The following is a 20,836-nucleotide window of genomic DNA, read 5'->3' on the forward strand; positions in this document are numbered from 1 at the left end:
GGAGGCAAGGCCTGGGAGCGATTTACCCTTCCTTCACCTTGCCGGCGGTTCGGTTGTGGAAATCGCCGCCGCCCGTTGCGTCAGTTAACTGCATTCTCGCATAGAGCGCCGCAAAACACGCACCTGTCTTGAAGTCCGCCACCCTCACACTCTATGTAGGGAAGACGAAACTTGCTGATTCCCAACGTTTGCGAAGGGTTTCAGGGCCACACCGATGAAGGATTGACATGAGAAATCCCGTAGATACCGCCATGGCTCTGGTGCCGATGGTCGTCGAGCAGACCAACCGCGGCGAGCGTTCCTACGACATCTATTCACGCCTCCTGAAGGAGCGCATCATCTTCCTGACGGGTCCGGTCGAGGATCATATCGCCACGCTCGTCTGCGCGCAGCTTCTCTTCCTTGAGGCCGAAAACCCGAAGAAGGAAATCGCGCTCTACATCAATTCGCCGGGCGGCGTCGTCACGTCCGGCATGGCGATCTACGACACGATGCAGTTCATCAAGCCGGCTGTCTCGACGCTGTGCATTGGCCAGGCCGCCTCGATGGGCTCGCTGCTGCTGGCCGCCGGCCACAAGGACATGCGCTTTGCCACGCCGAACGCCCGCATCATGGTGCACCAGCCCTCGGGCGGCTTCCAGGGCCAGGCATCGGACATCGAGCGCCACGCCAAGGACATCCTCAAGATGAAGCGCAAGCTGAACGAGGTCTATGTCAAACATTGCGGCCGCACCTATGAGGAAGTCGAGCAGACGCTTGATCGCGACCATTTCATGAGCGCCGACGAGGCGAAGGACTGGGGTCTGGTCGATCGCGTCATCACCAGCCGCGAGGCGATCGAGGGCGCGGACGCCACGTAACACCTCGTTCGACGCCGCAGGATCTCATGACGCTCGACGACTACAACGCCTTCTGCGCTTCGCTCCCCGCCACGAACCACGTGGTGCAATGGGGCGGGGCGCATGTCTGGAAGGTCGGCGAAAAGGTTTTCGCTATTGCCGGATGGAGCGACACGGCGGAGCTTGCGGTCACGTTCAAGGTGTCCGACATCGCCTTCGACATTCTGAGCGAGCAGCCGGGGTGCCGTCCAGCACCCTATCTCGCCTCGCGCGGAATGAAGTGGATCCAGCGGCAAACGGGCGAATCAGTTGATGATGCGGCGTTGTGTGACTATCTAAGGGAAAGTCACGGTCTGGTGGCGGCGAAACTGACGCGCAAGGCTCGTTCCGATCTTGGCCTAATGCGCGGATGAAGGCAATCACGCGATTTGTAATGATCGCGGGGCTTTATCCTCGCCACAAAGCCGGTAATATTGGCCGTTAATGCTATGTTGATTTGTGACGGCTTAGCATTCGGTGTTTAAACGGGGAATGCGTTGCAACCGGTTCAAGGGCGGGGCCCGGGCCGGTCAGTACCCCTGGAGCCTTTGAAAGGGCGCGTAGGCGTATCCGGCAAAGGCGGTTTGAGTGGTCCGGCCATCTTCCGGGAGATGAACGGCGTGCTGGAAGGAAAGTGATATGAGCAAGGTCAGCGGCAGCAACGGCGGCGACTCCAAGAATACCCTCTACTGCTCCTTCTGCGGCAAGAGCCAGCACGAGGTCCGCAAGCTGATTGCCGGACCGACGGTGTTCATCTGCGATGAATGCGTCGAATTGTGCATGGACATCATCCGCGAGGAGAACAAGACCTCCATGGTGAAATCCCGAGACGGCGTTCCCACGCCCCAGGATATCATCAAGGTTCTCGACGAATATGTCATCGGCCAGCAGCAGGCAAAGCGCATCCTGTCGGTCGCGGTGCACAACCACTACAAGCGACTGGCGCATGCCGCCAAGGGCTCGGACGTGGAACTGGCGAAGTCGAACATCATGCTGGTCGGCCCCACGGGCTGCGGCAAGACCTATCTCGCCCAGACGCTCGCCCGCATCATCGATGTACCCTTCACCATGGCCGACGCCACGACGCTGACCGAAGCCGGTTACGTCGGCGAGGACGTGGAGAACATCATCCTGAAGCTGCTTCAGGCCGCCGATTACAACGTCGAGCGCGCACAGCGCGGCATCGTCTATATCGACGAAGTCGACAAGATCTCGCGCAAGTCCGACAACCCGTCGATCACCCGCGACGTGTCGGGCGAGGGCGTGCAGCAGGCGCTTCTGAAGATCATGGAAGGCACGGTTGCATCCGTACCGCCGCAGGGTGGTCGCAAGCATCCGCAGCAGGAATTCCTGCAGGTCGACACGACGAACATCCTGTTCATCTGCGGCGGTGCCTTCGCCGGTCTCGACAAGATCATCTCCGCCCGTGGCGAAAAGACGTCGATCGGCTTCGGGGCACAGGTCCGCTCGCCGGAAGACCGCCGCGTCGGTGAAGTGTTGCGCGAACTGGAGCCGGAAGACCTGGTGAAATTCGGACTCATCCCGGAATTCATCGGCCGTCTGCCGGTCCTGGCGACGCTCGAAGACCTCGACGAGGACGCGCTGATCCAGATCCTGTCGGAGCCGAAGAACGCTCTGGTCAAGCAGTACCAGCGCCTGTTCGAGATGGAAGACGTCGAATTGACCTTCCACGAGGACGCGCTGCGCGAGATCGCCCGCAAGGCGATCGTCCGCAAGACCGGTGCGCGCGGCCTGCGCTCGATCATGGAGAAGATCCTGCTCGACACGATGTTCGAACTTCCGACGCTGGAAGGCGTGCGCGAGGTCGTCATCTCCGACGAGGTGGTCAAGGGGTCGGCCCGTCCGCTCTACATCTACTCGGAGCGCACCGACGAGAAGGCCAACGTTTCGGCCTGATCGCGCCAAACCCGTTCAGGAAGGACCCGCCGCCGGCGGGTCTTTTCGTTTGAGGCGGCTAGTGACATTTCGTGACTGGTCGCCTGCCGCGGGAAGGGGCATGATGTGCAACCTTCCGCTGCTTCGGGAGCCGTTGCGAAACGGTGCGCGCCAAGCCAGAATGGAAGACTTCGATTCTGTTCTGCGTATGCTCCGGCGGTGCTGCCGGGGGGAAGGCCGCAAGTTCCGCGACAGCGCGGAAGACTACACTTCCGGTGTTGGTTCGCTTGTCCGTCACGGGGTGGGGCACTCCGCAACCGGGCTTGAAAATGTGTTGGCTGCACGCCACTTGTGGATGGAAAAGATCGCCGGCCCGGCACTCTGAGCGCCGAATGGACCGGTTCCCGGAAACGGGACGTTTGAAAGGAAATGACATGACGAAAAAGACGTCTGCGTCGCACGACTCCACGGCCTTCCCGGTCCTGCCCCTGCGCGACATCGTGGTGTTCCCGCACATGATCGTCCCGCTGTTCGTCGGCCGCGAGAAGTCGATCCGCGCACTCGAGGAGGTCATGGGCACCGACAAGCAGATCATGCTTGCCACCCAGATCAATGCCTCCGACGATGACCCGGAAACCGATGCCATCTATCGCATCGGCACCGTCGCCAACGTGCTCCAGCTCCTCAAGCTCCCCGATGGTACTGTCAAGGTGCTGGTCGAAGGCCGCGCGCGCGCCGAGATCGACGGCTATACGGACCGCGAGGAATTCTACGAGGCGATGGCCCATGTCCTGGCCGAGCCGGAAGAAGACCCGGTGGAGGTCGAGGCGCTGTCGCGCTCGGTCGTCTCCGAGTTCGAAAACTATGTAAAGCTCAACAAGAAGATTTCGCCCGAAGTCGTCGGTGCCGCGAGCCAGATCGAGGACTATTCGAAGCTCGCCGACACCGTCGCCTCGCACCTCTCCATCAAGATCGTCGAAAAGCAGGAAATGCTGGAGACGACGAGCGTCAAGCTGCGCCTTGAAAAGGCGCTCGGCTTCATGGAAGGCGAGATCTCGGTCCTGCAGGTCGAAAAGCGCATCCGCTCGCGCGTCAAGCGCCAGATGGAGAAGACGCAGCGCGAGTACTACCTCAACGAACAGATGAAGGCGATCCAGAAGGAGCTCGGCGACGGCGAGGACGGCCGCGACGAGATGGCCGAACTGGAAGAAAAGATCGCCAAGGCGAAGCTCTCCAAGGAAGCCCGCGAAAAGGCGGATGCCGAGCTGAAGAAGCTGCGCCAGATGAGCCCGATGTCGGCGGAAGCCACCGTCGTGCGCAACTATCTCGACTGGCTGACGGGCATTCCGTGGGGCAAGAAGTCGAAGATCAAGACCGACCTCAACGCCGCGGAAAAGATTCTCGACGAGGATCATTTCGGCCTCGACAAGGTCAAGGAGCGCATCGTCGAATATCTCGCCGTGCAGGCTCGCTCGGCCAAGATCAAGGGCCCGATCCTGTGCCTTGTCGGCCCTCCGGGCGTCGGCAAGACCTCGCTCGCGAAATCGATCGCCAAGGCGACCGGCCGCGAATACATCCGCATGGCGCTCGGCGGCGTGCGTGACGAGGCCGAGATCCGCGGTCACCGCCGCACCTATATCGGCTCGATGCCCGGCAAGGTCATCCAGTCGATGAAGAAGGCGAAGAAGTCCAACCCGCTCTTCCTGCTCGACGAGATCGACAAGATGGGCATGGATTTCCGCGGCGATCCGTCCTCGGCTCTCCTGGAGGTACTCGATCCGGAACAGAACTCGACCTTCATGGACCACTACCTGGAAGTCGAGTACGACCTGTCCAACGTCATGTTCGTGACGACGGCGAACACGCTGAACATTCCGGCGCCCCTCATGGACCGCATGGAAGTGATCCGCATTGCCGGCTACACGGAAGAAGAGAAGCTGGAAATTGCCAAGCGGCACCTGCTGCCGAAGGCGATCCGCGATCACGCCCTTCAGCCGAAAGAGTTTTCGGTGACGGACGGCGCGCTGATGGCGGTCATCCAGCAGTACACCCGCGAAGCCGGTGTGCGTAACTTCGAGCGTGAATTGATGAAGCTCGCCCGCAAGGCGGTCACCGAGATCATCAAGGGCAAGTCGAAGACGGTCGAGGTCACGGCAGACAACATCCACGACTTCCTCGGCGTTCCGCGCTTCCGCCACGGCGAGGCCGAGCGCGAGGATCAGGTTGGCGTTGTTACGGGTCTTGCCTGGACGGAAGTCGGCGGCGAGCTGCTCACCATCGAAGGCGTCAGCCTGCCGGGTGGCAAGGGCCGCATGACGGTTACGGGCAACCTGAAGGATGTGATGAAGGAATCGATCTCGGCAGCGGCGTCCTATGTCCGCTCGCGCGCCGTCGATTTCGGCATCGAGCCGCCGCGCTTCGACAAGACCGATATCCACGTGCACGTGCCGGAAGGCGCGACGCCGAAGGACGGTCCGTCGGCCGGTATCGCCATGGCGACCGCCATCGTTTCCATCATGACCGGAATCCCGGTCTCGAAGGACATCGCGATGACGGGCGAAGTGACGCTGCGCGGCCGGGTCCTGCCGATCGGCGGTCTCAAGGAAAAGCTGCTCGCAGCGCTTCGCGGCGGCATCAAGAAGGTGCTGATCCCGGAAGAGAACGCCAAGGATCTGGCGGAGATTCCGGATAACGTGAAGAACAACATGGAGATCGTTCCGGTCTCGCGCATGGGTGAGGTGATCAAGCATGCGCTCGTTCGCCGGCCGGAGCCGATCGAATGGGATGCGACGGTCGAAGACGCCAAGGTTCCGGCGGTCGAATCGACCGATGAGAGCACCGGCGCGATCGCGCATTGAGCCTTGATGCCGGGTAATGCATCCGGCATTTTGGAGCGAAACGGGAAAAGACCGGCCTTTTGGCCGGTCTTTTTCGTTGAAAAACGTGTGTAAAGCCCGGATTCTCAGGGTTTTGCGACGAAATTTTCTTGCGGGGCGAGGGGCGATGCGTATTCTGCCCCCGACTTGTATGAGTCGTTTCAAACCGTATGAAAGGGGTGGAAACATGAACAAGAATGAACTCGTATCCGCAGTGGCTGAGAAGTCTGGCCTCTCCAAAACGGACGCAGCATCGGCTGTCGACGCCGTTTTCGAGACGATCCAGGGTGAGCTCAAGAACGGCGGCGACGTTCGTCTCGTCGGTTTCGGCAATTTCTCCGTATCGCGCCGTGAAGCCTCGAAGGGCCGCAACCTCTCGACCGGCGCCGAGATCGAGATTCCGGCACGCAACGTGCCGAAGTTCTCGGCCGGCAAGGGCCTGAAGGACGCCGTCAACGGCTGATCCTTGGTTCGGGCAGAGCGGTTATCCACTCCGCCGCCAAACCTGAAATTCAGGGTCGGGGTCCGGTTCTTCCGGGCCCCCTTTTATTTGACGGGAAGGCAACGGACCGTCGCCGAAATGTCATCGGCCTGTAACACGAAAGCCTCAGAACCGCCGGGTTCCTTTTGACCGGATCCCGGAGGATTTCATGAAAACCCGTTCGATCACCGCCGCGCTCGCTGCGGTTCTCGCCGCATCGGTGGCCTCCGCCGCCAGCGCCGAGCCCGTCTTCAATCGCATTGCGTCCTTCGCCGTTGCCGACAACCTGCCCGAGGGTGTCGACAAGGCGACGCCGACCTCGTCCGAGATCATCAGCGCCTCGGAAGACGGCAACACGCTCGTCTATTCCGACAGCCCGAACAAGGCCATCGGCTTCATCGACATCACCGACGCCAAGGCTCCGAAGGCCGGCGGCACCGTCGCCTTCGACGGCGAGCCGACCTCGGTCACCATTGCCGCCGGCAAGGCGCTCGTCGCGATCAACACGCGCGAAAGCTTCGTGAAGCCGTCGGGTGTGCTCGCCCAGGTCGATGTGGCCTCCAGGGCCGTCGAGGCGACCTGCGATCTCGGCGGTCAGCCGGATTCGATCGCCCTCAACAAGGACAGGACGATCGCCGCCATCGCCATCGAGAACGAGCGCGACGAAGAGGTCAATGACGGCGTCATCCCGCAGATGCCGGCCGGCGATCTCGTGCTGCTCTCCCTCAAGGACGGCGTCGTCGATTGCGGTTCGATCAAGCATGTGGCGCTGACTGGCCTTGCCGATGTCGCCGGCGAGGATCCCGAACCCGAATTCGTCTCCTTCAACGGCCTCGACGAAGTTGCTGTCACCCTGCAGGAAAACAACCATATCGTCATCGTCGACGGCAAGGCCGGCACGGTAAAGAGCCACTTCTCCGCCGGTACGGTCAGCCTTGAAGGCATCGACACCAAGAAGGACGGTGCGCTGAAATTCACCGGCGAGATGAAGGACGTGGCGCGCGAGCCCGATGCCGTGAAGTGGCTGGACGACAACCGCCTGGTCGTCGCCAATGAGGGCGACTGGAAGGGTGGCGCCCGCGGCTTCACCATCTTCGACAAGCAGGGCAAGGTCCTCTACGAGAACGGCGCGGCCTTCGAGCGCGAGATTGCCAAGATCGGCCACTATCCGGACAAGCGCAACAAGAAGGGCGTCGAGCCGGAAGGCATGGAAGCCGCCAAGTTCGGCGATGACAACCTGTTCTTCGTGCTCGCCGAGCGCGCCTCGATCGTCGGTGTCTACAAGGATACCGGCGCCGAGCCCGCGCTTCTCCAGCTGCTGCCCTCGGGCGTCGGCCCGGAAGGAGCCGTCGCCATCCCGAACCGCAATCTCTTCGTGACCGCCAACGAGACCGATCTCGTGGAGGACGGCGGCGCCCGCTCGCATGTCATGATCTATGAGCGTGCCGAAGGCGAAGCTGCCTATCCGCAGATCGTCTCCACCGAAAAGGATGGCGAACTGATCGGCTTCGGCGCCCTCTCGGGCCTCGCACCGGTCAAGGACAAGCCGGGCATGCTCTATGCCGTCAACGATTCCTTCTACGCCTCGCAGCCGACGATCTTCACGATCGACGCCACCGCGAAGCCGGGGAAGATCGTCGATGCGCTGCGCATTACCCGCAACGGTGCCGCCGCCCAGAAGCTCGACAGCGAGGGCCTGACGCCGGATGGCGAGGGCGGTTTCTGGCTTGCCAACGAGGGCGATGCCGACAAGCTCGTCGGCCATGCCATCATCCATGTGAACGAAAAGGGCGAGATCCAGAAGGAAATCGCCATTCCCGCCGCGCTGCGCGCCGGCGAGAAGCGCTTCGGCTTCGAAGGCATCACCAGCGTCGGCGAAGGCGATGACAAGGTGCTGTGGATGGCCATGCAGCGTGAATGGGGTGACGACGAGAAGGGTTTCGTGAAGCTCGTCTCCTACAAGCCGTCCTTCGAGGAATGGGGCGCCGTGCGCTATCCGCTCGAAAAAACCGAAAGCGGCTGGGTCGGCCTTTCCGAAATCACCGTCAGCGGCGACCATGCCTATATCATCGAGCGCGACAACCTGATCGGCCAGGCGGCCAAGCTGAAGAAGCTGTACCGCGTGGCGCTTGCCGATCTGAAGCCGGCCGCACTCGGCGGTGAACTGCCTGTCGTTAAGAAGGAAGAGGTCCGTGACCTCATCCCGGACCTGAAGGGCGCCACCAACGGCTTCGTCGTCGACAAGGTCGAAGGCTTTGCCATCGACGCCGCCGGCAATGGCTTCGTCATGACCGACAATGACGGCGTGGATGGTTCCTCGGGTGAGACGCTGTTTTTCGGCATCGGCCCGATGAACGCCATGTAAGCTCCGCGGGCCGTCCATTCTTGCTTTCACCTTCTCCCCGCTTATTGGGGGGAAGGCAGCGGGCAGGGGAGGACGCTGAACGCTTCAGACAAAGAAGGCCGGGATCGTGAAATCCCGGCCTTCTTCCGTTTTCCGTTGCCGTCCGGCTTAGCCGACGGCCCGCAGGGGGCGCATGGGCGCTGCGGCGGTGTCGCCTTCGACCTTGTCCCGTTCGCGCTGCAATTCCTCGGTCTTCTCGCTGAGGCAGCCGATGATGTCCTTGAGGTGCTGCTTCTGGTCTTCGGTCAGCACCGCGAAGATCGCCTCGATCATCTTGTGCTGTGGCTGCTGTGCGGCGGAGATCACCGTGCGGCCCATATCCGTGATCGAGACGATCTTGGCACGCCGATCCTTCGGGTCCGGCTCGCGCTTGACCAGCTTGTCCCGCTCGAGGCCGTCGATCGCTTCCGTTACCGTGCGGGGCGCGAAACCGAGCGCGCAGGCGATGTCCGTCGAACGCTGCGGGCCCTGACATTCCAGAAGAAGCAGGAACTTGCTGCGGGCAAGCGACACGCCTTCATCCATCATGCACTCGTTCACCAGGCGGCTCACCTGATGGTAGAGTTTGAACATGCCCTGGGAAATTTCTATCGTGCTACTCATGAGGGGAAATATAGGTATTATGAGGGACCATGTCAAATGATCACGAAGGTTTTCGAATAATTTGATCATAGATATTGAACGATCTCTGTAAATGCGAACGGTCAGGTCGCGGGCGTTATTCCTGCCCTTTCCCGGAATTTTCGGGGTGAGACGATTTCTCTCCTGCATAACCTTGGCTGCGGGGCGCCAAGCATTGACCCGGAGGAGGGGGAAAGCGATTGTCCGGCCATGCCGTTCCGCTTTATTCACACCGCCGATCTCCATCTCGATTCGCCCCTGACATCGCTCGCTCTGCGCAATGCCGAGCTTGGCGAACTGGTGCGCGGAGCGACACGCAAGGCGCTGGAGCGCATCGTCGATCTTGCGATCACCGAGGCGGTCGATGCCCTCATCATCGCCGGCGACCTCTATGACGGTTCGCAGACCTCCATGGCGACGGCGCTCTTCCTGATGGGCCAGATGCGCCGGCTGGATGTGGCCGGCATCCGCGTCTTCCTCATCCGCGGCAATCACGACGCCCAGTCGCAGATCACCCGCGAACTCACCTTTCCGCCGAATGTGCACGTCTTCGATGGCCGCGGAAAGCCGGTGAAGGCCGGCGTGCTGGCGAGTGGCCGCGAGATCCACGTCCACGGCATCAGCTTTGCCAACCCCCATGCCCCGGCATCGCTGCTGCCGAGTTTTCGTGCACCCGTGCCGGATGCGGTGAACATCGGCCTCATGCACACCAGCCTGGCCGGTGCGAGCCGCCACGATCCCTATGCACCTGTCGGCACAGCCGATCTTGCCGCGCACGGCTTCGACTATTGGGCACTCGGGCACATCCACCAGCGGCGGGTGCATCTCGAAAAACCGTGGATCGTCATGCCCGGCAATCCGCAGGGCCGCGACATCAACGAAGGTGGCCGCAAAGGCATCACGCTCGCCACCATCGAGGACGACGGCACGATCACCTGCGAGATGCATCCGGTCGCGGTCGCGGTGTTCGAGCGGCTTTCCGTCGATCTCTCTGGTATCGAAGACTGGCACGGCATGCTTGACCGCGTCGAAGCCGTACTGGCCGAGGCGAGGGCGCAAGCACGCGGCGCCCATCTCGTCGCCCGCCTTGCGCTTGACGGCGCCACACCGCTTTCCTGGCGCCTGCGCCGCGACGAGGATCTGCTCACCGCCGAGCTGCAGAACGTTGCCGCCTCGCTCGGCGAATGCTGGATCGAGGCGGTGGAGCTTTCCGTTTCCATGCCGCTTGCCGCGGCGAGTGCCGATGCCGGTCCGCTCACGGAGATGTCCCGTCTGATGCGCGAGGACGTCATCGAAAGCCATGCCTACCGTGAAGAGTTGCGCGAGACGCTGGGCGATCTCCTGCGCCAGTTGCCGAAGGAGGCGCGCGGCCTGCTGGCCGTGGACGAAGCGGCGGAGGAGGCCCTGCTGCACGACCTCGCCCTTCGAGGGGCCGATGCCGTTCTCGCCCGCCTTGGCGGCGAAGGGGCGGGGGGCTAGCCGATGCGTCTCGATCGCCTGGACCTCGTCCGCTACGGAAAATTTACCGACCGCAGCCTCGATTTCGGTACGGCCACGCCGGGCAAGCCGGATTTCCATCTTGTCTACGGCCCGAACGAGGCGGGCAAGTCGACGCTTTTTTCCGCCTATCTCGACCTGCTTTTCGGCATCGAGAAATCCAGCGCCTACGGCTTCCTGCATCCCTATGCCCTGATGCGCGTCGGCGGGCAGTTCTCCGTCGGTGCCGAGCGCCACGAGGCCTACCGCCTGAAGCGCAACCAGGCCTCGCTCGTCACCGCCGATGACCGGCCCTTGCCGGAGACGCTCTTTGCCGCCGTGCTCGGCGGCATGGATCGCAACGCCTATCGCACCATGTTCTCGCTCGACGACGAGAGCATCGAGAGGGGCGGCGAGGACATCCTGAAGAGCGAGGGCGAGCTGGGGTCGATGCTCTTTTCCGCCAGCTCCGGTCTTTCCGACATGGCCACGGGTCTTGCGGCGCTGAAGGCGGAGGCCGACGAGTTCTATCGTCCCTCCGGCCGCAAGCACGGACTCTCAGGGCTCAAGGCGGATATTGACGCGCTGGCGGCCGAGCGCAAGGCGCTCGATGTCGCCGCCCGCGATTACGGCCTGCTGGTGCGCGACCGCGACGCCGCTGTCGAGCGGCATGGCGAGATGACGGCCGCCCGGACCGAGGTGCGCGCCGCGCTGGCGCAGGTGGAGCGCTGCCTTTCCGCATTGCCTTACCTTCGGCGCCTGCGGGCTTTGCGTACCGAGCTCGGCGCCTTCGATCTGGGCGATTCTCCGCCGACCAGCTGGCGTTCGCTCTCCGGTGAACTGGCGCGCGAGGAGGCGGAAATCGCTGCCCGCGCGGCGCGCATGGAGGGGGAGCGCCTGCATTTTTCCGAGGAGCTGGCGGAGCTGCCTGAGGACGAGGCCGTTCTGGCGGCCGCAGGCGATATCACGGCGCTTTCCGGTTCCGCGCTCGAGGCCCGCTTCCGCACCGCGGCGATGGACCTTGCTGTCCGCGAGGCGGAACGGGACCGGGTTGCCGTTTCCATCGGGACAAGCCTCGCCGCGTTCGGGCTCGCTGCGGATGCCGACACGGCGGGCATTCTGCTGCCTCCGGGCCTTGGCGAAAAGCTTGCCGCCCTCCTGTCCCGACGGTCGGCGCTTGCCGAACGCGCCGCGACGGCGCTTCGCGAGCGTGCCGAGGCCGAGCGGGCGCTTGCCGCCATGGGAGACGAGGCGGGCGCCATTTCGGACGAGGACGTGCAGGCGGACGCGGCGCGTCAGTCCTCGCTCGCCGCAGCCCTGCGCGCTGCGCGGTCCGGCGACCTTTCGGCGCGCTTGCGCGAGGCCCGTCGCCTCGTCGCGCTGGCCCGGCAGGATGCCGATGGAGCGATGGCGCGTCTTGCTCCCTGGTCCGGCACCGCGGCGAGCCTGGAGGCCGTGGCTGCGCCATCGCCCGGCGATATAGAGGGTTTGCGCAAACGACATGATTCGGCCGATGAGGCCTTGCACCGTCAACGCGAGCAGGTTGCCGCGCTGGAGCTGGAGGTCGCCTCTGCCCGCGCAACGCTCGGGGCGCTTCAAAAGGCGACCGGTGCGGCGGGCGAAGAACATGCCGGCCATCTGCGAGCCCTACGGGATGCGGCCTGGCAGAGGCATGCCGGCACGCTCGACAGTGGCTCTGCCGATGCCTTCGAGCAGGCGATGCGCGCGGATGACAAGGCTTCGGATGCGCGCCTGCGCAATGCCGACCGCCTTTCGGAGCTGCGCCTTCTCGAACGGACGATCGCGCAAGGCACGGCGCGGCTGGAGACCCTTGCCGGTGAAGGGACCCGTCTGTCCGAGATGCGGGCGGAAGTCGAAGGTGAGGTGTTGTCGCTTGCCGCGCGCCTCGGCCTGCCTGAGGGGACGACGCTGGCGGACATGGCCGGCTGGCTGGAGCGGCGGGCGGCGGCGCTGGATGTCATCGGCGGGCTTGCGCAGCGCACCGTGGAAGCCGATCTCGTGGAAAGGGAGAGGCGTGACGTGCTGGCGCGGTTGGCGGCCCTGCTGGGTGAAGCGCTGGCCGAGGACAGCTCCTTTGATGAAGCGTTGTTCCTTGCCGAGGACCGGCTGGAGGCGCTGAAGGCCGCCGAGGCCCGGCGGAATTCTGCGGCCGTGCAGTTCGCCCGTCTGGAGGCCGATATGGATATGCGCGGCAAGGCCGCGGAAGACGCCACGGCGGCACTTGGCGCATGGCAGGAGGCCTGGGAGCGGGACATCGCCGGCACCTGGCTCGCCGGGCCGGATGCGCCCGTCGCCCTGGAGCGCGTCGGCGCCCTCCTTCCGGCGCTGCAGACGCTCGCCCAGAATGTCGAGCGACGCGGGGAGTTCGATCACCGCATTGCCGGCATGCGCCGGGACCAGCAGGATTATGCCGGCCACGCCCGCCGCCTTGCCGAGCGCCTGTCCGAGCCGTTTGACAATGAGGACCCGCTTTCCACCGTTGCGGCCTTCGGCCGGCGGCTCGCCGCGGCGACAGCGGTGCGCCAGCGGCGCGAGGCGATCGACAAGGCGGGGCTGCGCCTTGTCGAGGAGGAGGGTGCACTGGAGGAGCGTCGTGCGGTGCTTACCGCGCGGCTCGCGGAGGTCTATTCCGTCCTTGGCTGCGACACGCTTGCGGAGGCGGATCTTCTCATCGAAGCCTATCGCAAGCGCGACGACATTCTGGCGCGCGTCCAGGATGTCGGGCGTGATCTCGCCCAGCAGCTGCGCACGGAAACGGTCGATGAAGCCGAGGCGCTGCTCTCGGCGGTCGATGACGACCAGCTTTCCGCGGAAAGGGGAGACCTTTCCGCACGGCTCGAGGAGCTCGACCGCGCGGTGCAGGAGCAGCACCTTCTGCGCGCCCGGGCGGAGGAAGCGCTGGCTAAGGTCGCCGGCAGCGATGCGGCGGCGGTGCTGGAGGAGCGACGGCGCACGGTGCTGATCGAGCTTGCGGAGAAGTCGCGCCGCTATCTGGCGACGCGCGCCGGCATTCTGGCGGCGGAACAGGCTCTGCGACTTTACCGCGAGCGTCACCGCAGCGCGATGATGGAACGCGCCTCGCGGACGTTCCGCGACATCACGGCGGGCGAATATACCGGCCTGTCGACGATCCTCGAAAAGGACAGCGAGTTCCTCGTCGTCAACGCCGCCCCGGGCGGCTCGAAGCTTGCGAAGGACCTCTCCAAGGGCACGCGCTTCCAGCTCTATCTGGCGCTGCGCGTTGCGGGCTATCACGAGATCGCCGCCAGTCGCGAGATCGTGCCCTTCATCGCCGACGACATCATGGAAACCTTCGACGACCGGCGTGCGCTCAATGCCTTGACGGTGATGGGTGCGATGGCGACGGGCGGGCAGGTGATCTACCTGACCCATCACGAGCATCTCTGCGACCTCGCGAAAAAGGCCTGCCCTGACGTCACGATCCATGAATTGTGAGGCCTGAAACGTCGAAGTGTAAAGGAAGCGTTACGGTCAAAACTTGACTTGGCCGATGGTAAGTGGTTCTTGGCGCACCATCGGCATTGCTGCGAAGCCTGCTTCGCGCGGCGCTCCGCCCTGAAGAAACGGACGGGTATGACGTTGAGGACCGGCAGAGAAGCGACGATCTGGGAGCGGGGTTTTGCGCCCGTCGGCTTCCTCGTGCTGCTCGTCACCCTGTTCCTCTCGCAATTCTCCCTTCCTGGCAGCGCAAATGATGCTGGCCACCCGCCGCGGGCAGCCGCCGAAGGCGGCGTCGCGCCATCGCCGCTCTCGGCGACCGGCGATGAACTGTGGTTCCCGGCAGGCGGCCATGCCGAACGGCGGGTCGCCAAGGCCAAGAGCGGCCTGCCGGAAGGCGATGCTGCCGGCAAGGCACTCGTCCCGGGCGCCGGTGTCGTGCTCTACCCCTTCGAGACCTCTGTTTCGGTGGTCTTTGTCGCTGTCGACGATGCGGCGCCCCTCCGCCTGGGCCCGGCATCCTTCCGCAGCCGTGCGCCTCCGGTCCTTGCCGCCTGAGGCCCTGTGGCGTCTCTGCACGCCGCGCCATTCGTTCGAAATTCCGATTCCCGCGGACGGCGCCGACTTCCTGTCGCGCCCGTCCGGCAGTCTAGATGGAACAAACCCATGAAAACCTCCAAATGGGCATTGTTGGTCTATATCGCGATCATCCTCTTCGGGGTACTCGCGGCCGTGCCCAACGTGCTGACGTCCGAACAGCAAGCCAAATTCGGGAGCTACCTGCCCGCCAATCCCGTCACGCTCGGCCTCGACCTGAAGGGCGGCTCGCATCTCGTTCTGGAGGTCGATGCCGCGGCGCTGCGCAAAGCGCGCATGGACGTGCTGCTGAACGATACGCGCGCCATTCTGCGAACTGCCGGCGAGCGCGCCTCGGCCGCCCGCCTCAGCGGCACCACGCTGACGATCACGCTGCCCGACCAGGCGACGCTCGACAAGATTCTGCCGGAAGTGCGCAAGCTCGCGACGCCGACGACGACGCTCGGCTTCACCGCCGGCAGCGCCGATATCGATGTCGCCACCAGCGGCAACCTGATCAACGTCACGCTGACGGAAGCCGGCATCAACGAGCGCATGTCGGCCGCCGTCGAGCAGAGCCTTGAAATCATCCGCCGCCGCGTCGACCAGGTCGGCGTTGCTGAACCGCTGATCCAGCGCGTCGGCGGCGACCGCATCCTTGTCCAGCTGCCTGGCCTGCAGGATCCGACGCGCCTGCGCCAGCTGCTCGGCTCGACCGCGCAGATGAGCTTCCACATGGTCGACCAGACGGTGGATCCGAACAGCGTCGCCCCGCGCGGCGTGATGATCCTGCCCGGCGCCAACGATCCCGGCAAGTATGCCGTGGAAGAGCGCGTCGCCATTTCGGGCGATCGCCTTGCGGATGCCAAGGCCGGCTTCGACCAGCGCACCAACGAGCCGATCGTCTCGTTCAGCTTCGATTCGACGGGCGCGCGCCAGTTCGCGGAAATCACCCAGGCCAATGTCGGCAAGCCTTTCGCCATCGTTCTCGACGGCAAGGTACTGACGGCGCCGGTCATCCGCGAGCCGATCATCGGCGGCCAGGGCCAGATCTCTGGCAATTTCAACCCGCAGGAAGCGACCGTCCTTTCGGCGCTGCTGCGCTCCGGCGCGCTGCCGGCTCCGCTCACCATCATTGAGGAGCGCACCGTCGGGCCGAACCTCGGTTCGGACTCGATCCGCATGGGTCTCTACACGGGTCTCGCCGGCCTTGCCGCCGTCGTGGTGCTGATGCAGGTGCTCTACGGCTCGTGGGGTCTCATCGCCAACCTCGGCCTCGTGCTGCATACCGTTCTGACGATCGGTCTTCTCGGTCTTCTCGGCTCGACGCTCACCTTGCCCGGCATCGCCGGCATCATCCTCGGCATCGGCATGGCCGTTGACGCCAACATCCTGATCAACGCCCGTATCCGAGAGGAAACGGCGGCCGGGGCGGGGGCCATGAAGGCGCTCGATGTGGGCTTCAACAAGGCCTATGCCACCATCGTCGACGGCAACATGACGACCATGGTCGGCATGATCCTGCTCTTCATGTTCGGTTCCGGTCCGGTGCGTGGCTTCGCCATCACCATGATCATCGGTCTTGCGATCTCGATGTTCACGTCGATCACCTTCGTGCGCCTCCTGATGCGCGAGGTGGTCATCCGCCGCAAGATGAAGAGGATCGACATCCATTCGATCTTCGGCAAGGTCTGGGCGATCCCGAGCTTCTCCTTCATGCGCGGCCGGTATATCGCGATCGGCATGTCGGCCTTCATCTCGATCAGCTCGGTCATCCTGTTCTTCACGCCGGGCCTCAACTACGGCATCGACTTCGTCGGCGGCATCCAGGTCGAAGCGACGTCGAAGACGCCGATCAACCTTGCCCCGCTGCGCGAGAAGATGGAGGGCCTCAATCTCGGTGAAGTGGCCCTGCAGGAATTCGGTCAGGGCACGTCCGTCCTCGTGCGCGTCCAGCGCCAGCCGGGCGGCGAAGAGGTGCAGACGGCAGCGCTCCAGAAGATCCGCGACGGCGTCGCCGAAGTGATCCCGGACGCCAGCTTCGAGCGTACGGAAGTGGTCGGCCCGACGGTCAGCACCGAGCTTGCCCGCTCCGGCTTCCTCGCCGTCGGCCTCGGCATGCTGGCGATCCTGATCTACATCTGGTGGCGCTTCGAGTGGCACTTCGCCGTGGGCGCCATCGCGACGCTGCTCTTGGACATCACCAAGATGATCGGCTTCTTCTCGCTGATGCAGATCGACTTCAACCTGACGGCCATCGCCGCCGTGCTGACGCTGATCGGCTACTCGGTCAACGACAAGGTGGTCGTCTACGACCGCATGAGAGAAAACCTGCGCAAGTACAAGTCGATGCCCTTCTCGGACCTTGTCGATCTCTCGATCAACCAGGTGATCATGCGATGCATCTTCACCTCGGTTGCCGTCGCGGCCTCGCTGCTGCCGATGGCGATCTGGGGCGGCGACACGGTCAAGCCCTTCGCCTGGCCGATGCTGTTCGGCGTGATCGTCGCAACGACCTCGTCGATCTATATCGGCGGCCCGATCCTGCTCTTCCTCAGCCGCTGGTGGAAGGATCGCGATACCGCTCGGGCGCCCGGTTCGGCAACGACGCCGGCAACCGAAGCCTAAGACCAAAGCGGGCGCCCCTGGGGCGCCCGTTTCGTTTTAGGAGAAGCGGGAGGGGCTGAACGTCTCCGCCGTTATGCCTTCGCGCGCGAGGGGTTCGGGCATGGAGCTTCCGGTGAGGAGGGCGGCGGAAAGGCTGCCGAGGGCGGGCGAGGTCAGGATGCCGTAGCCGCCCTGTCCGGCGAGCCAGAAGAAGGACGGCTCGTCTTTCGCCGGACCGATGACGGGCAGGCGGTCGGCGGAGAAGCTGCGCATGCCGGCCCAGCTCTTGAAGACGCGGCGCACGCTGAGCGTCGTCACTTCCTCGACATAATGGGCGGCATAGGCGATATCGAGCTCTTCCGGCTGCACGTCCGCCGGCTCGCAGGGCGTGGCGTCGGCCGGTGAGGCGAGCAGGCGGCCCCCCTCTGGCTTGAAATAGAACAGTTCCTCGATCTCGTTGATTTCAGGCAGGCGGCTCGCGTCGATGCCCCCGGGCAGGTCGACGGTGATGGCCGTGCGGCGGTGCGGCACGATGCCGGCGGGGGCGACGCCCGAAAGCGTGGCCACCGCATCGGCCCAGCCGCCGGCCGCGTTCACCAGCGTGCCGGCCGATATGGTGTCTCCACCGGTTTCGATCCGCCATGCGCCCGCGACCCGCCGGGCGCCGGAGAACGTCTGCCCTTCGAGGATCTGTGCGCCGTTGCGCCGGGCGTGGCGGGCATAGGCCTGCAGCAAGGCGTCCACCTCGATATCCCAGTAGTCGGGGTCGAAATAGGCGGCCGCTGCATAGGCCGGGTCGAGCATTGGCGCACGGGCGAGCATCGCGGCTTCGTCCAGCCACTCCACCGCCACGCCGAGCGCTTTGGCGGCCTCGAAGCGTGCGCGCACCAGTGCCGTCTTCTCCGCCGTGCCAAGGATGATGCTGCCCCGCTCTATGAGCAGCGGTACGTCGGCAAACCCCTCGGGCGGCTGCATCAGGAAATCATGGCTGGCGCGGGCGAGCGCATTCACCAGCGGTGCATTGTCCCGCAGCGTGAACTCCGCCGCCGAGCGGCCGGTGCTGTGATAGCCGAGCGCGCCTTCCTGCTCCAGAACGACGACGGAGCGGAACGGGCTCAGGAAATAGGCGAGCGAAAGGCCGGCAATGCCTCCGCCGATGATCGCGATGTCGAATGTCCGCATGGCCTGCCTCCGCTGTGAACCCTTTCCTCCTGCCTAAGCAAGCCGTCGGCATTCTTCAAATTTATAGCGATGAAAGTGGCTATCATCCGTATTGATGTGGCTCGCCCCAGCGCCAGGGCGGCACATCCGTCATATGGGCGAGGAAGGCCCGCTCGGCGGGGTTGAGCGCGGAACCGGGATTGGTGATACGAAAGGTCTCGGCCACCGGCAGGTCGTCATAGGGCGGTAGCTGCCAGAGTTCGCCGGCCGTCAGCGCGGCACCGGTGAGATGCACCGGCAGCATGCCGATGCCGGCATTGGCGACGACGAGCCGAAGCACCTCCTCGACATTGAAGGCGAGCGCCCGCACCTGCTGGCCGAAGGAGCCGATGGCCCGCACCGCCGTCACCGGCCCCATATGCGGCCCGCCCAAAACGTCGGCAAGGAAGCTGACATAGGGTTCGCCGCGCAGGTCCTCCAGCCGGGCATCCAGCATACCGAACAGCCGGTGCCCGCGGCCACAATAGAGCGCGTAGCGCTCGTAGCAGAAGGGGGCCTTGTCGAGGCCCTCCGGTATGATGCCGTCCGAGAGCCCGAGCGTCGCGACGCCGCGCTCCACCGAGCGGATGACGTCGGTCGTCGTTTCCACCGTCACACCCACGGTGACGCGCGGGTGCAGCCGGAAGAAATCGGCGATCGCCCTGTCCCAGGCCGGGTTCATCGCATGGCTGACCGCATGGATGGTGATGTGGCCGGAAATGTCCTCGCCGGAGGGCTGCATGGCCTCCGGCAGGCGCACGATGGCGGAAAAGATATCGTGGCAGAGCGCATGCAGCCGCTCGCCGGCCTCGGTCAGCTCGAAACGGCCGGGGCTTCGGTCGATCAGCCGGTGGCCGACCGATTGCTCCAGTCGCTTCAGCGCCATGCTGACAGCCGGCTGCTGCAGCAGCAGACGGTTCGCCGCCCGCGTGATCGAGCCCTCCTCGACCACGACCACGAAGGTGCGCAGGAGGTTCCAGTCAAGATTGTGGGCGAAGCGTTCAAGGCGGTTGATCGGCATGCGTGTAGCTACGGCCACGGCGTCGACAAAGGCAAGGGGAGGCGGGTCTTGGAACCGTCGAAATGTGATCGGCGCGCCGGGTTTTTCGCGGAACCAAAAAGCAGGCTGGCGCATTGCCCATCGCGAATGAAGGGGAAAAACGTGATGTGGGAACGGTTTAGCACCAGCGGCCTCGCGGGGGCGTATCTCTATGGCCTCCTGGCGGACGGGGTGGCGGCGCGGATGGAGTTTCGCCCGCGGCGGGCGCTGGATCCCTATCCGTTTCTGGTCAGGCCGGCGGACGAGGGAGAAGGCGAAGCCTTTTTTACGCGGCCCATAAATGCTGCGCGGGGCGGGAGCCTCTTCCGTTTCGTCCCTTGATCCCGAAAACGAAAGAGGCGGCCGAAGCCGCCTCAGTCTGATGTCCACATCGCCCTATCCGCTGCCGCGTCATGGTCCAGTCGAGCCTGACCACAACGCGGAAGAGGTTGGCTTACTTCATCGTATAGATGTCGATGGAGAAATACTTGTCGTTGATCTTCTTGTAGGTGCCGTCCTCGCGGATGGCTTTCAACGCGGCGTTCAGCTTTTCGCGCAGGTCGTTGTCTTCCTGGCGCACGGCAATGCCGACGCCTTCGCCGACGAACTTCTTGTCGGTGATCGGCTCGCCGATCAGCTCGCAGCAGGCCTTGCCGTCGTCGTTCTTGGTGACCCAGTCGAGCAGCGGGATCATGTCGCCGACCTGCACGTCGAGGCGGCCGTTCGCCATGTCGAGATTGACCTCGTCCTGCGTCGGATAGAGCTTGATGTCCGCATCCGGATAGACGGCGGCGGCAAAATCGGCCTGCGTGGTGCCGGACTGGGCGCCAATCGTCTTGCCCTTCATGCCTTCATTGGTGAAATCGGTGATGCCGGAATTCTTCGGCGCCGCATGGGTCATGGCGGCAAGATAGTAGGGGTCGGTGAAGTTGACCTGCTTCTTGCGCTCTTCGGTGATGAACATCGAGGCGATGATCATGTCGTACTTCTTGGCGACGAGGCCGGGAATGATACCGTCCCAGTCCTGCGCCACCACCTCGCATTCGACCTTCATCTTCTCGCAGAGCGCAAGACCGATTTCCACGTCGAAGCCGCCAAGCTTGCCGGCGGAATCCTGGAAGTTGAAGGGCGGGTAGGCGCCTTCCGTGCCGATCTTCAGCGTCTCGGCAAAAGCCGGGGCGGAAAGCAGCGTGGAGCCTGCGAGAGCCAGCGCGAGCAGCATTTTCTTCATGGTCGTTCCCCTGTTGTGATTGTGACCGATAGGGAACGGTAGCGCGGCCTCGCGCATAAACGAAATAGATA

The 20,836-nt window shown here is 64.1% G+C and carries 14 protein-coding genes; 10 read left to right on the forward strand and 4 right to left on the reverse strand.

Features of this window, described 5'->3' with window-relative positions; translation table 11 throughout:
* The first annotated feature begins 227 nt into the window (after window positions 1–227).
* The 6 genes from clpP to AKG11_RS03975 all read left to right on the forward strand — a co-directional run bounded on the left by clpP (window position 228) and on the right by AKG11_RS03975 (window position 8,496).
* The gene (gene clpP, locus AKG11_RS03945) at window positions 228–860 is read left to right on the forward strand and encodes an ATP-dependent Clp endopeptidase proteolytic subunit ClpP (protein WP_023513714.1); all 633 of its coding nucleotides are present in this window, start codon (window positions 228–230) and stop codon (window positions 858–860) included.
* A 26-nt stretch (window positions 861–886) separates the two neighbouring features.
* Complete coding sequence (locus tag AKG11_RS03950; protein WP_050743020.1) at window positions 887–1,252, forward strand: MmcQ/YjbR family DNA-binding protein; 366 nt, start codon at window positions 887–889, stop codon at window positions 1,250–1,252.
* Between the two features lie 265 nt (window positions 1,253–1,517).
* Complete coding sequence (clpX, locus tag AKG11_RS03955) at window positions 1,518–2,795, forward strand: ATP-dependent Clp protease ATP-binding subunit ClpX (RefSeq protein WP_024270647.1); 1,278 nt, start codon at window positions 1,518–1,520, stop codon at window positions 2,793–2,795.
* A 413-nt stretch (window positions 2,796–3,208) separates the two neighbouring features.
* Window positions 3,209–5,632 carry an endopeptidase La gene (lon, locus tag AKG11_RS03965; protein WP_050743021.1) on the forward strand — a complete coding sequence of 808 codons (2,424 nt, stop codon included), beginning with the start codon at window positions 3,209–3,211 and terminating at the stop codon, window positions 5,630–5,632.
* Between the two features lie 205 nt (window positions 5,633–5,837).
* On the forward strand, window positions 5,838–6,113 hold the full coding sequence (gene hupB / locus AKG11_RS03970; RefSeq protein ID WP_023516583.1) for a DNA-binding protein HupB: 276 nt from the start codon (window positions 5,838–5,840) through the stop codon (window positions 6,111–6,113).
* Window positions 6,114–6,300: 187 nt separating this feature from the next.
* Window positions 6,301–8,496, forward strand: coding sequence for an esterase-like activity of phytase family protein (locus tag AKG11_RS03975; RefSeq protein WP_050743022.1), 2,196 nt, complete (start codon window positions 6,301–6,303; stop codon window positions 8,494–8,496).
* Window positions 8,497–8,643: 147 nt separating this feature from the next.
* Here AKG11_RS03975 and AKG11_RS03980 read toward each other — a convergent pair whose 3' ends face one another.
* A complete protein-coding gene (locus AKG11_RS03980; protein ID WP_245290097.1) occupies window positions 8,644–9,108 on the reverse strand; it encodes a MarR family winged helix-turn-helix transcriptional regulator in 465 nt (154 codons plus the stop codon).
* 258 nt (window positions 9,109–9,366) lie between these two features.
* On the opposite strand from AKG11_RS03980, the gene AKG11_RS03985 reads away from it, so the two are divergent.
* The 4 genes from AKG11_RS03985 (at window position 9,367) to secD (ending at window position 17,316) form a co-directional block, all read left to right on the forward strand.
* Window positions 9,367–10,635: a metallophosphoesterase family protein gene (locus AKG11_RS03985; protein WP_050743023.1), complete on the forward strand. Its 1,269-nt coding sequence runs from the start codon at window positions 9,367–9,369 to the stop codon at window positions 10,633–10,635.
* Between the two features lie 3 nt (window positions 10,636–10,638).
* On the forward strand, window positions 10,639–14,109 hold the full coding sequence (locus AKG11_RS03990) for an AAA family ATPase (RefSeq protein WP_050743024.1): 3,471 nt from the start codon (window positions 10,639–10,641) through the stop codon (window positions 14,107–14,109).
* 138 nt (window positions 14,110–14,247) lie between these two features.
* Window positions 14,248–14,670 (forward strand): hypothetical protein, encoded by a 423-nt coding sequence (locus AKG11_RS03995; RefSeq protein WP_050743025.1) that lies wholly within the window; start codon window positions 14,248–14,250, stop codon window positions 14,668–14,670.
* A gap of 108 nt (window positions 14,671–14,778) precedes the next feature.
* Entirely contained in the window at window positions 14,779–17,316 is a 2,538-nt protein-coding gene (gene secD, locus AKG11_RS04000) for a protein translocase subunit SecD (RefSeq protein ID WP_050743026.1), read from the forward strand.
* A gap of 36 nt (window positions 17,317–17,352) precedes the next feature.
* On the opposite strand, the gene AKG11_RS04005 is transcribed toward secD, so the two are convergent.
* The 3 genes from AKG11_RS04005 to AKG11_RS04020 form a co-directional block, all read right to left on the reverse strand.
* Complete coding sequence (locus tag AKG11_RS04005) at window positions 17,353–18,477, reverse strand: NAD(P)/FAD-dependent oxidoreductase (protein WP_050743027.1); 1,125 nt, start codon at window positions 18,475–18,477, stop codon at window positions 17,353–17,355.
* 82 nt (window positions 18,478–18,559) lie between these two features.
* Window positions 18,560–19,516, reverse strand: a complete 957-nt coding sequence (locus tag AKG11_RS04010; protein ID WP_050743028.1) for a LysR family transcriptional regulator — start codon at window positions 19,514–19,516, stop codon at window positions 18,560–18,562.
* A 472-nt stretch (window positions 19,517–19,988) separates the two neighbouring features.
* Window positions 19,989–20,765, reverse strand: a complete 777-nt coding sequence (locus AKG11_RS04020) for an ABC transporter substrate-binding protein (protein WP_023511968.1) — start codon at window positions 20,763–20,765, stop codon at window positions 19,989–19,991.
* Between the last annotated feature and the right edge of the window lie 71 nt (window positions 20,766–20,836).

Origin of the sequence: Shinella sp. SUS2 (genome assembly GCF_001262505.1) — a bacterium.
Taxonomy (GTDB): Bacteria; Pseudomonadota; Alphaproteobacteria; order Rhizobiales; family Rhizobiaceae; genus Shinella.

What these genes read in the sequence shown, in the direction of transcription:
- clpP (WP_023513714.1), top strand. Translation starts at nt 228, where the DNA reads ATGAGAAATCCCGTAGATACCGCCATGGCTCTGGTGCCGATGGTCGTC.
- AKG11_RS03950 (WP_050743020.1), top strand. Translation starts at nt 887, where the DNA reads ATGACGCTCGACGACTACAACGCCTTCTGCGCTTCGCTCCCCGCCACG.
- clpX (WP_024270647.1), top strand. Translation starts at nt 1,518, where the DNA reads ATGAGCAAGGTCAGCGGCAGCAACGGCGGCGACTCCAAGAATACCCTC.
- lon (WP_050743021.1), top strand. Translation starts at nt 3,209, where the DNA reads ATGACGAAAAAGACGTCTGCGTCGCACGACTCCACGGCCTTCCCGGTC.
- hupB (WP_023516583.1), top strand. Translation starts at nt 5,838, where the DNA reads ATGAACAAGAATGAACTCGTATCCGCAGTGGCTGAGAAGTCTGGCCTC.
- AKG11_RS03975 (WP_050743022.1), top strand. Translation starts at nt 6,301, where the DNA reads ATGAAAACCCGTTCGATCACCGCCGCGCTCGCTGCGGTTCTCGCCGCA.
- AKG11_RS03980 (WP_245290097.1), bottom strand. Translation starts at nt 9,108, where the DNA reads ATGTTCAAACTCTACCATCAGGTGAGCCGCCTGGTGAACGAGTGCATG.
- AKG11_RS03985 (WP_050743023.1), top strand. Translation starts at nt 9,367, where the DNA reads ATGCCGTTCCGCTTTATTCACACCGCCGATCTCCATCTCGATTCGCCC.
- AKG11_RS03990 (WP_050743024.1), top strand. Translation starts at nt 10,639, where the DNA reads ATGCGTCTCGATCGCCTGGACCTCGTCCGCTACGGAAAATTTACCGAC.
- AKG11_RS03995 (WP_050743025.1), top strand. Translation starts at nt 14,248, where the DNA reads ATGACGTTGAGGACCGGCAGAGAAGCGACGATCTGGGAGCGGGGTTTT.
- secD (WP_050743026.1), top strand. Translation starts at nt 14,779, where the DNA reads ATGAAAACCTCCAAATGGGCATTGTTGGTCTATATCGCGATCATCCTC.
- AKG11_RS04005 (WP_050743027.1), bottom strand. Translation starts at nt 18,477, where the DNA reads ATGCGGACATTCGACATCGCGATCATCGGCGGAGGCATTGCCGGCCTT.
- AKG11_RS04010 (WP_050743028.1), bottom strand. Translation starts at nt 19,516, where the DNA reads ATGCCGATCAACCGCCTTGAACGCTTCGCCCACAATCTTGACTGGAAC.
- AKG11_RS04020 (WP_023511968.1), bottom strand. Translation starts at nt 20,765, where the DNA reads ATGAAGAAAATGCTGCTCGCGCTGGCTCTCGCAGGCTCCACGCTGCTT.